The organism is Mesorhizobium sp. M1143 (genome assembly GCF_040318435.1).
GTDB lineage: Bacteria > Pseudomonadota > Alphaproteobacteria > Rhizobiales > Rhizobiaceae > Mesorhizobium.
Genome location: NZ_JAMYMJ010000010.1, coordinates 39,192 through 52,383, shown reverse-complemented (window position 1 = coordinate 52,383; position 13,192 = coordinate 39,192). Strand labels below are relative to the sequence as shown.

General features: G+C 61.3%; 15 protein-coding genes. 9 read left to right on the top strand and 6 right to left on the bottom strand.

Annotation, left to right across the window (positions count from 1 at the left end; genetic code table 11):
• Positions 1 to 3: 3 nt before the first annotated feature.
• Together NKH35_RS10575 and NKH35_RS10570 are read right to left on the bottom strand one after the other, a co-directional pair.
• Complete coding sequence (locus NKH35_RS10575) at positions 4 to 1,191, bottom strand: amino acid ABC transporter permease (protein ID WP_023671481.1); 1,188 nt, start codon at positions 1,189 to 1,191, stop codon at positions 4 to 6.
• A 62-nt stretch (positions 1,192 to 1,253) separates the two neighbouring features.
• The gene (locus NKH35_RS10570; protein WP_023671480.1) at positions 1,254 to 2,282 is read right to left on the bottom strand and encodes an amino acid ABC transporter substrate-binding protein; all 1,029 of its coding nucleotides are present in this window, start codon (positions 2,280 to 2,282) and stop codon (positions 1,254 to 1,256) included.
• Positions 2,283 to 2,740: 458 nt separating this feature from the next.
• Here NKH35_RS10570 and NKH35_RS10565 point away from each other — a divergent pair, with 458 nt between their 5' ends.
• From NKH35_RS10565 to NKH35_RS10545, 5 genes are all read left to right on the top strand, one after another.
• Entirely contained in the window at positions 2,741 to 3,910 is a 1,170-nt protein-coding gene (locus NKH35_RS10565; protein ID WP_023734276.1) for a cystathionine beta-lyase, read from the top strand.
• Positions 3,911 to 4,135: 225 nt separating this feature from the next.
• Positions 4,136 to 5,224 carry an HPP family protein gene (locus tag NKH35_RS10560; RefSeq protein ID WP_023734277.1) on the top strand — a complete coding sequence of 363 codons (1,089 nt, stop codon included), beginning with the start codon at positions 4,136 to 4,138 and terminating at the stop codon, positions 5,222 to 5,224.
• A gap of 103 nt (positions 5,225 to 5,327) precedes the next feature.
• Entirely contained in the window at positions 5,328 to 5,996 is a 669-nt protein-coding gene (locus NKH35_RS10555) for an RNA polymerase sigma factor (RefSeq protein ID WP_023730437.1), read from the top strand.
• Between the two features lie 115 nt (positions 5,997 to 6,111).
• Complete coding sequence (locus tag NKH35_RS10550) at positions 6,112 to 6,636, top strand: DUF4142 domain-containing protein (protein ID WP_023705691.1); 525 nt, start codon at positions 6,112 to 6,114, stop codon at positions 6,634 to 6,636.
• Positions 6,637 to 6,646: 10 nt separating this feature from the next.
• Positions 6,647 to 6,958 (top strand): cupredoxin domain-containing protein, encoded by a 312-nt coding sequence (locus tag NKH35_RS10545; RefSeq protein ID WP_023671475.1) that lies wholly within the window; start codon positions 6,647 to 6,649, stop codon positions 6,956 to 6,958.
• Here the strand turns inward: NKH35_RS10545 and NKH35_RS10540 are convergent.
• Positions 6,934 to 7,818: a crotonase/enoyl-CoA hydratase family protein gene (locus NKH35_RS10540; protein ID WP_023734279.1), complete on the bottom strand. Its 885-nt coding sequence runs from the start codon at positions 7,816 to 7,818 to the stop codon at positions 6,934 to 6,936. The genes NKH35_RS10545 and NKH35_RS10540 overlap by 25 nt on opposite strands.
• 81 nt (positions 7,819 to 7,899) lie before the next feature.
• On the opposite strand from NKH35_RS10540, the gene NKH35_RS10535 reads away from it, so the two are divergent.
• Positions 7,900 to 8,490, top strand: coding sequence for a TetR/AcrR family transcriptional regulator (locus NKH35_RS10535; protein WP_023734280.1), 591 nt, complete (start codon positions 7,900 to 7,902; stop codon positions 8,488 to 8,490).
• Between the two features lie 92 nt (positions 8,491 to 8,582).
• On the opposite strand, the gene NKH35_RS10530 is transcribed toward NKH35_RS10535, so the two are convergent.
• Both NKH35_RS10530 and NKH35_RS10525 read right to left on the bottom strand, forming a co-directional pair.
• Positions 8,583 to 9,809, bottom strand: coding sequence for an anion transporter (locus tag NKH35_RS10530; RefSeq protein WP_023709703.1), 1,227 nt, complete (start codon positions 9,807 to 9,809; stop codon positions 8,583 to 8,585).
• A 766-nt stretch (positions 9,810 to 10,575) separates the two neighbouring features.
• The gene (locus NKH35_RS10525) at positions 10,576 to 10,812 is read right to left on the bottom strand and encodes a hypothetical protein (RefSeq protein WP_023684337.1); all 237 of its coding nucleotides are present in this window, start codon (positions 10,810 to 10,812) and stop codon (positions 10,576 to 10,578) included.
• A gap of 274 nt (positions 10,813 to 11,086) precedes the next feature.
• Between NKH35_RS10525 and NKH35_RS10520 the strand changes: the two genes are divergently transcribed.
• Positions 11,087 to 11,413, top strand: coding sequence for a hypothetical protein (locus NKH35_RS10520; RefSeq protein WP_023727873.1), 327 nt, complete (start codon positions 11,087 to 11,089; stop codon positions 11,411 to 11,413).
• Between the two features lie 208 nt (positions 11,414 to 11,621).
• Here NKH35_RS10520 and NKH35_RS10515 read toward each other — a convergent pair whose 3' ends face one another.
• Entirely contained in the window at positions 11,622 to 11,975 is a 354-nt protein-coding gene (locus tag NKH35_RS10515; RefSeq protein WP_352914460.1) for an HWE histidine kinase domain-containing protein, read from the bottom strand.
• A 608-nt stretch (positions 11,976 to 12,583) separates the two neighbouring features.
• Between NKH35_RS10515 and NKH35_RS10510 the strand changes: the two genes are divergently transcribed.
• Together NKH35_RS10510 and NKH35_RS10505 are read left to right on the top strand one after the other, a co-directional pair.
• Positions 12,584 to 12,751 (top strand): Thivi_2564 family membrane protein, encoded by a 168-nt coding sequence (locus tag NKH35_RS10510; RefSeq protein WP_352914385.1) that lies wholly within the window; start codon positions 12,584 to 12,586, stop codon positions 12,749 to 12,751.
• Positions 12,752 to 12,764: 13 nt separating this feature from the next.
• Positions 12,765 to 13,058: a hypothetical protein gene (locus NKH35_RS10505; RefSeq protein WP_023734282.1), complete on the top strand. Its 294-nt coding sequence runs from the start codon at positions 12,765 to 12,767 to the stop codon at positions 13,056 to 13,058.
• Positions 13,059 to 13,192 lie beyond the last annotated feature (134 nt).

Genomic DNA, 13,192 nt, shown 5'->3' with positions numbered 1-13,192 from the left:
GCCTTACCTCTCCACCAGCGCCATCCTGGCGTTGACCACATTCATCACCGCCGACGTCACCAGGCTGATGATGAGATAGACGACCATCATGATCAGCACACCCTCGACCGCTTGACCGGTCTGGTTCAGCACTGTGCCGGCGATCGCCGTCAGGTCGGGGTAACCGATGGCAATGGCCAGCGACGAGTTCTTGGTCAGGTTGAGATACTGGCTGGTCAGCGGCGGGATGACGATCCGCATGGCTTGGGGAACGACGACAAGCCGCAGGATAGATCCCGGCCGCAGCCCCAGGGCGCCAGCCGCTTCGGTCTGACCCTTGCTGACGCCGAGAATGCCGGCGCGCACGATCTCGGCGATGAAGGAGGCCGTGTAACAGGACAGCGCCAAATAGAGAGACAGGAACTCCGGCCCGATCTGAAAGCCTCCGGTCAGGTTGAAGGTCGATTGTTTTGGAAAGTCGAAGCTCAAGGGAAAGCCGCTCAGCGCATAGGCCAGGAGCGGAAGGCCGACGATCAGCGCCGCCGAAGTCCAGAATACGGGAAACTGCTGGCCCGTTGCCATTTGCCGCTGGCGTGCCGTGCGCGCGACAAAAAAAGCCATGGCGATGCCGACAAGCAAGGCGACAAACATCAGCCAGGAGCCGTCGCCCCAGATAGCGCGCGGAAAATAGAAACCGCGTTGGTTGAGGAAAGAGCCGAACGGCAAATTGAAACTGTCGCGAGGCGCCGGCAGTACCGCGAGCACGCCTGAATACCAGAAGAAGATCACCAGCAGCGGCGGGATGTTGCGGAACACCTCGACATAGACCGTGCAAATCTTGCGAACCAGCCAGTTGCGCGATAACCGGCCGACGCCGACAATGAAGCCAATGATGGTCGCGGTGATAATGCCGGCAACGGCGACGATAATGGTGTTGATAAGCCCGACGACAATGGCCTGGCCATAGGTCGAGTCGGAATCATAAGCGATGGGCCTGACTGGAATGTCAAAGCCTGCTCGGTTGTTCAGGAAGCCAAAACCGGAAGTAATATGCAAGCGCTGCAGGTTGACGATGACGTTGTGGACGATCCACCAGACGCCCGCCACCAGCAAGATGACAACCACCGCCTGAAAGAAAAACCCGCGGACTTTCGGATCGTTGATGAAGGAACCGCGGCTCGGCTCCTCGCGAAGAACTTCCTGCGACGCCATTGCTCATCCCCTGGAAAGAGAAACCGGAAGGCAGATGATCTGCCTTCCGGATCACATTTCGATCAGCGGATCGGCGGTGCGTATTGCAGGCCGCCCTTGGTCCACAGCGCATTGATGCCGCGCGCGATCTTCAGCGGGCTGCCGGTGCCGACATTGCGCTCGAACATCTCACCGTAATTGCCGACTGCCTTGACGATGTTGACGACCCAGTCATTGCTCACGCCAAGGTCGGTTCCGATCTTGGTTTCGGCTTCCTGACCGAGCACGCGCTTGATCTCCGGATTATCCGAGGTCTTCATCTCTTCGACATTGGCCTGGGTGATGCCCAGTTCCTCTGCCTGCAACAGGGCGAAGTAGGTCCACTTGACGATGTGGTACCACTGGTCGTCCCCCTGGCGTACGGCGGGGCCGAGCGGCTCTTTGGAGATGATCTCGGGCAGCACGACATGGTCGGCCGGCGCACTCAGCGTCAGGCGGATGCCATAGAGGCCGGATTGGTCGGTGGTGTAGACGTCGCAGCGGCCGGCGTCATAGGCAGCGTTGACCTCTTCCAGCTTTTCGAAGACGACCGGGTTGTACTCCATCTTGTTCGCCTTGAAGTAATCGGCGAGGTTGAGCTCGGTGGTGGTGCCGCTCTGCACGCAGACTGCCGCACCTGAAAGCTGCAGCGCCGAATTGACGCCAGGCAGTTTCTTGGCGTTGATCATGAAACCCTGGCCGTCATAATAGGTGACGCCGATGAAGTTCAGGCCAAGCGCGGTATCGCGATTGATGGTCCATGTGGTGTTGCGCGACAGGAGATCGATCTCGCCCGACTGCAACGCGGTGAAGCGCTCCTTGGCGCTGAGCGGCGTGAACTTGACCTTGGAGGCATCGCCGAAGACTGCACCAGCGACAGCGCGGCAGAAATCCGCGTCGATGCCTTTCCAATCGCCTTTGTCGTCAGGCGCCGAGAAGCCGGCCAGGCCCGTCGAGACACCGCACTGGATGAAGCCCTTCGCCTTGACGGTATCGAGCGTTGTCGCCGACGCGGCCGAAGCCATCCATCCAAGCGCAGCGGCACCGAGAATGCCAATTGCAATATGTTTCATAACCCACAGACCCTTTTCTGTTTTCAGGTAAACCCTGATCCTCAGGCAAATCCTGATCTTTTCCCGCGTGAACCCGGCTCCCATCCGGCTCATTCCGGAACCTCGCGTCGTAACCGACGCCCGGCCCCTCCCATTCACGAACTGCATCGAAGGCGATTATCTCTGTGAGGTCAAGGGAAATGACCGTTTCACGACAGCTTTGAAAACCAATTGCCGCAAATGCCTGAATTGCAGACAACAGCATCAGGAAGGCAGCAAGCCCCGCAAATAAAACCGGCAAAGTCCGTCGACGCTAATCCACATCCACTCATGAAATCCGCGGCTCTGGATCGCCACGCATTCCAGACTATTCATGGGGGAATTGGCCTATGCAAAGGGCACCGCCTGGCGGGCGCCCGCTGTTGCACGGCCAATGCCGCCGCTCTATGGCTAGCGCTTTCACCACGAGGCGAAGAGCAATGGCGACTGACGGCAACGAAATGGGTATCAACACGCGGCTTGCCCATTCGGGCAACAACCCGCACGACTATTTCGGCTTCGTCAATCCGCCGATCGTGCATGCCTCGACCGTGCTCTATCCGAATGCGTCGGCGATGGCGGCGCGCAGCCAGAAATACACCTATGGCACACGCGGCACGCCGACCACCGATGCGTTGGCGCATGCGATCGACGCGCTGGAAGGCTCCGCCGGCACCATAATCGTGCCGTCGGGCCTGGCGGCGGTGACCGTCCCGTTTCTGGCGTTTCTCTCGGCAGGCGATCACATCCTGATTGTCGATTCCGTCTACCATCCGACCCGCAATTTCGCCGACACGATGCTGAAGCGGCTGGGTGTCGAGGTCGAGTATTACGATCCGCATGTCGGCGCCGGCATCGCCAGCTTGATCAAGCCGAACACCAAAGTCGTGTTTACGGAATCACCGGCCTCCAACACCTTCGAGGTGCAGGATGTGCCGGCGATCGCCAAGGCGGCGCATGAAACGGGCGCCATCGTCATGATGGACAACACCTGGGCAACGCCGCTCTATTTCCGTCCGCTCGACCACGGCGTCGATATCTCGATCCATGCGGCGACGAAATATCCGGCCGGGCATTCGGACGTGCTGCTGGGCACAGTGTCTGCCAATGCCAACTGCTGGAAGCAGCTTTGCGAGACGTTCTACACGATGGGCTGCTGCGCGGGCCCCGACGACGTCTACCAAGTCCTGCGCGGCCTGCGCACGATGGGCGTTCGGCTGGATCACCATCAAAAGAGCGCGCTTGCCATTGCCGTCTGGCTTGAAGGCCAGCCCGGCGTGGCCCGCGTGCTGCACCCGGCGCTCCCCAGCCACCCCGACCACGCGGTGTGGAAGCGTGATTTTTCCGGCTCGAGCGGCATCTTTTCCATCGTGCTCAAAGGCGGCGGCCAGAGACAGCAGCATGCCTTCCTCGATGCGTTGAAAATCTTCGGTCTCGGCTATTCCTGGGGCGGCTATGAGAGCCTTGCCGTGCCGGTCTTCCTCGGCGACCGTACCGTCGCCAAGGGCCCCTATGACGGCCCGCTGATCCGGCTGCAGATCGGGCTTGAGGATGTCGAGGACCTCAAGGCCGATATCCTGCGCGGGCTGGAAGCGGCCGCTGCGGCATGACACCAGCAAACTTGCCAAGCTGATTCCGCTAGCCGGCTTAACCCGTTGAAAGGATTGGCGAGCGACTTTCGCAGGCGATTGACCTCGCAAAGCCGCTCGTCGGTCAACCAAGCGCAATGTTATTTCCCCAACGCGCGCTTTTTCGGATCGGTTTGACTTTCAAAATCGTCGGGCCAACGCCATTGCAGGCGCTGCGCGCACAATTCCAGCCGGACTGAGCTTGCCATGGCCTTTCGTCTCTTTGTCCCCATTCTCGCCGGCGCGACGCTGCGCGAGCGCCTCATCGCCTGCATCGGGGCGATGATCGGCATTGCGCTGACCGGCGCGATCGGCGCGCTGGTGCTTGGCAATGGCCCGCATGTGCCGCTGCTGGTGGCGCCGATGGGGGCGTCGGCGGTGCTGCTGTTCGCGGTGCCTGCAAGCCCGCTGGCGCAGCCATGGTCGATCATCGGCGGCAATACAATATCGGCGCTGGTCGGCGTGATCGTGGCCCATTTCGTCCATCAGCCCGTTCTCGCCACGGGCATTGCCGTGGCGATGGCGATCGCCGCCATGTCGTTCTCGCGCTGCCTGCATCCGCCGGGCGGAGCCGCCGCACTGACCGCCGTGCTCGGCGGGCCGGCCGTGATCGGTGCGGGCTTCCTGTTTCCGTTCGTGCCGGTGGCGCTGAACTCCATGATGCTGGTCGCGCTCGGCTATGCTTTCCACAGGCTGTCGCGACGCAGCTACCCGCATGTGCCGGCCCCTGCCCCGAAAAGCACGCACGGAACCAGCGATCCGCCGGCTCAGGAGCGCATCGGCTTCCGGGCCGAGGACATCGATGCCGCGCTGGCTGCGCTCGACGAGACCTTCGACATCGACCGCAACGATCTCGAACAACTGCTGCGACAGGTCGAACTGCAAGCGACGATGCGCGCACACCGAACCATGTTGTGCGAGGACATCATGTCGTGCGACGTGATTTCGGTCGATGAACACGCGTCCGCCGATCGGGCGCGTCATCTGCTGCTCGACCACAATATCCGCACGCTGCCGGTTGTAGACAAGGACGCCAGGCTGGTCGGCACCGTTGGATTGAGGGAATTGGCGCGAGCCGACGAAGCCGTCGGAAGCGTTACGTCGACAGCGTCGACCGCCGCCGCCGGTACGCCCGCCATGGCCCTGCTACCGGTGCTCACCGACGGCCGCACCCATGCAGTCATCATCGTGGACGGGGACAGCCGCATCCTTGGCCTGATCACGCAGACCGACCTGCTTGCGGCCACGGCGCGAGTGCAGGCTGCTGACAAGCCGCTGGCGGAAGCAGTATTCTAGGCGCCGTCGGAGCCGGGCGAAAATGGCCGGGAACCTTTTGCCGGCGATGTCATCCAATGTCTTGATCGAGGTTTCGGACGGGGATTGGATCGAGGAACTGGCCATGCCTGCTATGTCTGTACCAATGCCCACGGCTGCTTCAAGCGAGATGCTTCTCGTGCGCCGCGCGCTGGCACGCGAAGGCAACGCCTTCTGCATCATCATGAAGACCCATAATCAGCGGCTCTATCGCATCGCTCGCGGGGTGGTGCGCAACGATGCCGAAGCCGAGGACATCGTCCAGGAGGCCTATGTCAGAGCCTTTGCCCATCTCGATGCCTTTCGCGGGGAGTCCTCATTGGCCACCTGGCTGTCGCGCATCGTCATCAACGAGGCGCTCGGTCGTCTGCGCAAAAGGCGGCGGACGGTGGCGAAAAACCCGCAAGCCGAAATCATCCAGTTCCCCCTCAATCCCAGCGACGATCCGGAGCGGACGATGGCGCAGCGGCAGATCCTCGAGTTGGTGGAACGGGCGACCGACAGCCTACCCGATGTTTATCGGACGGTGTTCGTGGCGCGGGTTATCGAGGGGCTCAGTATCGAGGAGACCGCCGAGCTGCTTGGCGTGCGGCCGGAAACCGTCAAGACAAGGCTACACCGCGCCCGCGCCCTGGTACGCAAGGCACTCGACGACCAGATCGGGCCGGTGCTGCTCGACGCCTTCCCGTTTGCCGGCCGGCGCTGCGACAGGCTGACCAGCGCCGTCATGCAGCGGCTCGGCCTGGAGAGCTGATCATCGGCTGATTTGGCCGATTTCCCCGGGAACGTTTGCCGCCGCTGCGCATCCAATGACCGTCAACTGAAAAACACGGCCCGGCGCGATCCCGCGTCCGGGCGAAGGAGATGCCATGGTTACCCGACACACCGCCGCCCTCGCTGCCTTGCTGCTGCTTGGCGCTGCCCCGCTCGCGCAAGCCGCCGACAAGCCGACGGACCCGCAGATCGCCCACATCGCCTACACGGCAGGCGTCATCGATGTGGAAGCCGCCAAGCAGGCGATCAAGAAATCGAAGACCAAGGAGGTCGTGGATTTCGCCAACGACATGGTGCGCGACCACGAAGCGGTCAACGCGCAGGCACTGGAACTGGTAAAGAAGCTGAAGGTGACGCCGGAAGACAACGCAACCAGCCAGGCGCTGACCAAGGCTGCGGCCGAGGAGCGGGCGAAGCTCGCCAAACTCGACGGCGCAGCCTTTGACAAAGCCTATGTCGACAACGAGATCGCCTACCACAAACAGGTCGACGGCGCGCTTGAAACCCTTTTGATCCCATCGGCCAGTAATACCGAGTTGAAGAGCCTGCTGGAGACCGGCCTGAAGATTTTCCAGGGCCATGAACAGCACGCCGAGCATGTTGCAGGTATGCTGAAGTAAGGACCAGGCCATGTCGAAACGGCTGCTATGGATTGCACTGGCGCTGGTCTTCGGGACCTCACCCGTGCAGGCCGAAACCATCCAGGTCACCATCGACAAGCTTGTCTTTTCGCCGGCCACCGTCGAGGCGAAGGTCGGCGACACGATCAAGTGGGTGAACAAGGACGTGTTCGCACATACGGCTACCGTCAAGGGTGGCTGGGAAGTGATGATCCCGCCGAAGGCAACAGCGAGCCTGACCCTGCGGAAGGCGGAAGCGGTCGAATATTTCTGCCGCTTCCACCCCAACATGAAAGGTCATGTGGCCGTGACGGCGCCTTGATCCCGGTCCGCAAGCCCGTCCTGCTGCGTTGAGGCTCGCCTGGCTTCATCCGGCCGGGTGATGTGCGTCCACGAGCCGTCACAGCCCGGCTGGCGCCGTGCGATCCAGGCATCCAGCCCTTCGCGCAGATCAGCGGTCGGAGCCATGCGGGCGAACTGCTCGGCCTCGACAGCCAAGCCTTCCGCGATGCTCTGGTTCAGGCCCCGCGCCACTGCTGTGAGGATCGAGGCAATTGCTGCAGGAGAATGCCTGGTCATGCGCCGGGCGAGATCAATTGCGGCGGGCATCAGCTCCTCATGCGGCACCACCTGATTGACGAGGCCGAGTTCGAGGGCGCGCGGCGGCGGGAACCAATCGCCGGTCAACAGCAGCTCGAGCGCCCTCTTGCGCCCTGCCAGTCTCGGAAGCCGCTGCGTGCCGCCGAAAGCAGGCGGCATTGCAAGGTTGATCTCAGGCTTGGCGAACAAGGCGCGGTCGCTGGCGATAGCGAGCGGCACGGCTTCGGTGATCTCGCAGCCGCCGCCGAAGGCGATGCCGTTGACGGCGGCGATGACGGGCTTGCGGAATGCCTCCAGCCTTGCCGTCAGCCGCTGTCCGCGCATGACGAAGTCGCGCAGGGCAACGTCGACGCCGATGGCCACGCTGCCTGAGAATTCATGGATGTCGCCGCCGGCGGAGAAGGCGCGCTCTCCTGCTCCAGTGAGGATGACGGCGCGGATGGCATCGTCGGTCTCGGCGGCATCGAGGAGCGCAAGCAGGCGATCAATCAGCGCATAGTTCAAGGCGTTGAGCTTCTCCGGCCGATTAAGTGTGAGGATGGCGATCCCGTTGCGGGCCCCGGTGAGCACAAGCTCGGTCATGTCTTTTCCTTCCCTGTGTTTGTCGACGGAGAGGATCAGGCTTTCGGTTGTATGTATATTCACTAGTCGGTATACTTGCGTATGAGCCAAGCACCAAGCCCTACCCGCAAACGCATTGTCGATGCCGCAACGAAGCTGTTCTATGCCGAGGGGATCGGCCGCGTCAGCGTCGATGCAGTGGCGGAAAAAGCCGGGCTGACCAAGCGCACGCTCTACTATCATTTCAAGAGCAAGGACGATTTGATCGCGGCCTATCTCGACGGTCGCGACCAGCCGAACCTCAAGCAGATAGCCGGCTGGTTCGAGATGGCCGAAGGCGATGTCGAGCGCAAGGTCGAGGCGATTTTCACCAATCTGGCGCGCGTGGCGAAGCACCCGAAATGGAGAGGCTGCGGCTTTCTGCGCACGGCAGCCGAACTCGCTTCCATGCCCGGACACCCGGCCGTTAAAGCGGGGGCGCGGCATAAGCAGAATTTCGAGACCTGGCTGGCCGGCGAACTCACAGGCCACGGCGTCGACGAGCCGCAGACCCTGGCGCGCGAAATCGTGCTTTTGATGGACGGCGCGTTCTCGATCATGCTGATCCACCGCAACCCCGACTATGTCGAGGCCGCCGGACATGCCGCTGCAACGCTGGTTCGAGCAAGGTCAGGATCGGCGACTATCCGCTAGAGCGTTCACCGTTTAATGGAGACGGCGAAACACGCTATCTCTTTGACGCAATTCCGGACGGAGAACCACTTCACACTTTTCGTGGAGTTGCTCTAGAATCCAGCCGCCAGCCATGCCGTGCCGACGGCAAGGGTCAGCAGCGTCAGTGGCAGGCCGACCTTGAAGAAGGCTGAGAAGGACAGCTGCGTGCCGGCCGCCCGCGCCTGTTCGGCGACGATCAGGTTGGCGACCGAGCCAAGCAAGGTGAAGTTGCCGGCCAGCGTCGAGCTCATCGCCACCACCAGCCAGGCACGCCCGGGGTTCTCAAGGCCGGGTATGAATGGCCGCAGCGCCAGCACGGCCGGAACATTGCTCATGATGTTGGAGAGCACCGCGGTGAAGCCCGATAGACGCCAGACGTCGTCCAGCCCGAGGTTCTTGGCCGAGGCGATGATGTCGGGCGTCAGCAGCGTCTTTTCGGCGCCGGCGACAACGATGAACAGGCCGGCGAACATGAACAGCAGCGGACCGTCGATCTCGCGGTAGATGCGTGCCGGCTTGATGGCGCGGGTGAGCAGCAGGATGGCGCCGCCGATGAGCGCTGCCTTGGCAACCGGAACGCCGGCGAAGAAGGCGATGGCCAGGCCAATGCAGACAACCACCGCCTTCAGCACCTGTCCCGGCAGCATGCGGCCGCGATAGACTTCCGGGTTGAGATCGGCGGTGCGGGCGAATTCGGCGCGGTAGACGATGCGCACGATGACGACGACCGCGACGAGGCCGAAGAGGGCAACCGGCGCCAGGGCGGCCGAAAAAGCTGGGTAGGAAATTCCCGACAGCGCGCCGATGACCATGTTCTGCGGGTTGCCGGTGATGGTGGCGACGCTGCCGCAGTTGGACGCGGTGGCGGTGGCGATCAGATAGGGAATGGGATTGCGATTGATGACACGGGTGACGTGGACGACGATCGGCGCCATGACCAGGCAGATGGCGTCGTTGACCAGGAACGCCGACAGCACGCCGGTCAACAGCGTCACCATCACCAGCAGCACGAAAGGCGCGTGCGCATGCTCGATAGCGTAGGCGCCAAGCGCCCGGAAGGCGCCGGACACCTTCAGATGCGCCACCACGATCATCATCCCGAGCAGCAGCGTAATGGTGTCGAAATTGATGGCGCGATAGGCATCTTCCATACTGAGTGCGCCGATGGCGATCATCGCCGCACCCCCCAGCAAGGCGATCCCTGCCCGGTCGAGACGGAGGCCTGGAATACGCCCGATTGCGACGCCGGCATAAGTCAGGACAAGGATCAAAAGTGCCGCTGCGCCCATCAATGTCATTGGCAGACATCCTTGTCCAAACGAACCGACGCAGGAACGGACTGTTCCCGCTCAGGCATTTGCCGGGCAGCTTTAACGCCGCTCCAGCAAAGCGAAAGCCTATAACGATCCGAATGCGAAAATCGGTGGGCAAAATCGCGGGTTGACCGATGCCGGGAGCAACCGGAGCTTGATCTTGAGACGGCCGTGATTGGGAATGAGACAGGCGCGGCGGACTGCCGGTGGCCTGAGATTGCCATCCGCGAACTTCCCCTCGGAAGGCTCTCGTGGCGTATGTAATTAAATTCTAATTTAGGCTTTCCGGGTATGGATAGCTTAGCCATGTTTCGGCCTTGGGGTTTCAGATGGTCCAGGTTCTTGAGAGGGAATGCCGTGTCTCGGAAAACGAGGCTTTGCTGGCCCGCCCGATGGAATGTCCACAATGCCACGGAACCCGCAAGGTGTTTGTCTGTGCCCGGTGGGCGAGCTCGAACGGCCATTGCTGCCCCGGAGGAACACACCGGCTCAGTTGCCCCGGTCACAGCGTCGCGTGCATGGAGTGCGAAGAGAACCTTGAGCGTGTCTGAAGCGATCGCGACTATTTCCTGTTGGGAAAACGCAAAAAGCCCGCTCCGGCGAACCGGAGCGGGCTTTGCAACCATACGCCAAGAGTACCCTGCTGAGACCAGTACCCTGCCGAGAGCCGACCCGCTTTGCGTTTCCGCCACCGCAATAAATTGGTAGCGGCACTTCCAGAAAAAGCGATTGTTGGCTAACCGCCGTCGGATTACTCGCCCGACTGGCCGTCGCCAGTCACACTGCTGCCCAGAATTCCAAAGTCCTGAGACTTTGTTCCTTGTCCCGCAGTCAGGAATCCATCCGCATCCAGGCCGCGCCGCAGCAGTTCCCGCACTGCCGCGGACCGGCTTGGCATGCGCTTTTCGAAGCGCCAGTTTTCCAAGGCAGCCAATTCCTCGGCTGTCAGCATGATCTGCAGTCGCTCGGGTCGTTCCAGGTCGGCCATTCGCGCCTCCAACCGTCAAGACCAAAAAATATGGTGAGTTAGTATGTGCCTCAATTGCAGTATAGCTAGGGGTCCCCGTGCAGCGCGTCAAGAGAGGCTGATGGGTGACTCACATACAAGACCAACGATGAGGGAGATACGCCGATAGCACAACCAGTGTAGTCTTCTAACTATTTGATTTGGTTGAGAATATCTTATATTCTTCTTGCCATCTGAAGGTCGTTAGCGCATCTTGATCACGACGGGACAACCGGCTCCTGAAAGGAAGGTTTCCATGCGCTACGGATATTCGGCTCGGCTACGGGAGGATCTCAATTCACGGGTCCTGGGCGCGCTGCGCTCGCGCGGAATGGTCAATATTGCGGTGGTTGCCGAGGACATACGATTGCGTAACCTGGACGAGAACGTCGCCCTTGAAGACGTCGAGCGGCTTGTGATGCAGACGGCCCAACTCTACGGCGCGGTGATGGAATTGGACGGACTGACCTCCGTCGAGGCGGGGAGATTGACTTCGCTTGCCGACGATAAGCACGAACTGTCTGGCATCGGCAATTCCGACACCACAGGCGGTCAAACCGCTCCCCTGCTGGGATTGTCCTAAGCGCGACCCTCTCTTTCAATCGACAAAATCCGCGAGAGAGATTTGGACCGAACTCGGCGGCGCTTTGAGCGTCCAGACGACGCCTTGTCCCCAAATTCCAGTTGTCCGGTGCCGCTAAGCGCTTGTGGCGCAACCCGCTGGAGGACGACGGAGCCAAAACCGCGGCGCGTCGTCCCACTCAGGTTCGGCCCATCCAATTCACGCCAGGTCAAGCTAAAGGTATCGGTGCCGTCGGTTGCCGGCGCCGTATCCCAGTCGATTTCGACTCGTCCGCCGTGACGTGACAGTGCTCCATGCTTTGCCGAATTGGTGGCCAGTTCGTGGAAAGCGATGCCGAGATACTGCACGGCATTCGGGCGAGTGTGATCAAAGGCCCGGCCACCGACAAACGGTCCTGCGCCGCGAAAGCTTTGAGTTGCGCCTTGATCAGGTCGCCGATGCTGGCGCCGCGCCATTCGGCGTCGACCAGGAGATCGTGCGATTGCGAAAGCGCCGAGATGCGCTTTCGCACCTGTTCGAGGAATGTCGCCGGGCTGCCCGCCGATTTGCTCGTCTCACCGATTATCGAAATGATGACCGGATCCGGGCTTCGTCAGCTTGCGTTTGCGTGCGCAGATCAAGCAGCTGTTGATGGCGCCGACAATTTCGCCGATTCGTCGCGGAGCAGGCGTGGTTGGGCTCTAAACGGAATAAGTTCGCCATCCGGCCGCTCTGCAATGGCCTGGTCCCACGGGATATCGCTTCCTTCAACCATGGAAACGGCCATCGGGCACTCAGCATGCGCCATCGGCCGACCATCGAGGTGACGGAGTTTTCACGCACCGCACCACAGGTCTCGGCCAATGACCGGACGATGCCCCAAACGTCGGCAGCGGCCTCGTTGTAGAACGTGATGCGGCCGTCTTTGTCGGAAGCTCGTCAACCCGAGGCGGTTCTCCCGTTAGCCCCGCCTGAGGCCAGCAACAAGTTGCCTGGAACTGTGTCGCCGATGGCAAACGACAACCATTGCGGCAAACAGGCCCTGATCGGCGTTCAGCTTCAAAGGCCGCGGAACGCTGTTTCGCAGCCTTTACGTTGCGCCGGCGGCTTCGCATCGACAGGAACCAATCAACGGTCAGAGCGTTTGCCGCTGCGTACTCTTTTCAGACATAGCCAATCGGAGTGAGGGACATGGCTTCATCGGCACTTATCGGCATTCTGATCACCTTCCTGGTGATCGTGCTGGTGCTCCATCTCGTCCAGCGTCTGCCGCTCGATGGCCGCACGAGGCAGATCGCGCAGATCGTTGTCATCATTATCGGCATTATTTCGCTGTTGAAATACCTGGCAGTATTTTAGGATATGGATCGCCATGACATCACAAGCAATCGCAGGGATCATCGGAACGGCGTTGTTTGTCGCGACAAGCACGGCGTACGCCCGACCCGACACGCGTTCGATGACCTGCGAGGAGACGCAGCGCCTGATCCAGAGCCATCACTCGGCGGTGTTGACGACCGGCCGGAATACTTACGATCGCTATGTCCGCCAATACGGCAACGAGTGCGACTGGCCGGAGGTGCCGGTCGCTGCCTCCGTTCCGACACGTGATGGCCAGTGCCGTGTCTATTGGTGCCGGGAACCGGTGTTCGATTTCCCGAACTGACATATCCAGCAGCCTTGCGGCGGTCGTTGCTATGGCGCTCCCGGGTTCAGACGATGCATTGCGCGAGGCGACATGGAACCCTTGCGCTGCGCGTGAATTGATTGTGCGCATGGCCCTGCAAGATGTAGCGGTGT

Coding starts and splice junctions, on each gene's coding strand:
- NKH35_RS10575 (WP_023671481.1), bottom strand. CDS start 1,191: ATGGCGTCGCAGGAAGTTCTTCGCGAGGAGCCGAGCCGCGGTTCCTTC.
- NKH35_RS10570 (WP_023671480.1), bottom strand. CDS start 2,282: ATGAAACATATTGCAATTGGCATTCTCGGTGCCGCTGCGCTTGGATGG.
- NKH35_RS10565 (WP_023734276.1), top strand. CDS start 2,741: ATGGCGACTGACGGCAACGAAATGGGTATCAACACGCGGCTTGCCCAT.
- NKH35_RS10560 (WP_023734277.1), top strand. CDS start 4,136: ATGGCCTTTCGTCTCTTTGTCCCCATTCTCGCCGGCGCGACGCTGCGC.
- NKH35_RS10555 (WP_023730437.1), top strand. CDS start 5,328: ATGCCTGCTATGTCTGTACCAATGCCCACGGCTGCTTCAAGCGAGATG.
- NKH35_RS10550 (WP_023705691.1), top strand. CDS start 6,112: ATGGTTACCCGACACACCGCCGCCCTCGCTGCCTTGCTGCTGCTTGGC.
- NKH35_RS10545 (WP_023671475.1), top strand. CDS start 6,647: ATGTCGAAACGGCTGCTATGGATTGCACTGGCGCTGGTCTTCGGGACC.
- NKH35_RS10540 (WP_023734279.1), bottom strand. CDS start 7,818: ATGACCGAGCTTGTGCTCACCGGGGCCCGCAACGGGATCGCCATCCTC.
- NKH35_RS10535 (WP_023734280.1), top strand. CDS start 7,900: ATGAGCCAAGCACCAAGCCCTACCCGCAAACGCATTGTCGATGCCGCA.
- NKH35_RS10530 (WP_023709703.1), bottom strand. CDS start 9,809: ATGACATTGATGGGCGCAGCGGCACTTTTGATCCTTGTCCTGACTTAT.
- NKH35_RS10525 (WP_023684337.1), bottom strand. CDS start 10,812: ATGGCCGACCTGGAACGACCCGAGCGACTGCAGATCATGCTGACAGCC.
- NKH35_RS10520 (WP_023727873.1), top strand. CDS start 11,087: ATGCGCTACGGATATTCGGCTCGGCTACGGGAGGATCTCAATTCACGG.
- NKH35_RS10510 (WP_352914385.1), top strand. CDS start 12,584: ATGGCTTCATCGGCACTTATCGGCATTCTGATCACCTTCCTGGTGATC.
- NKH35_RS10505 (WP_023734282.1), top strand. CDS start 12,765: ATGACATCACAAGCAATCGCAGGGATCATCGGAACGGCGTTGTTTGTC.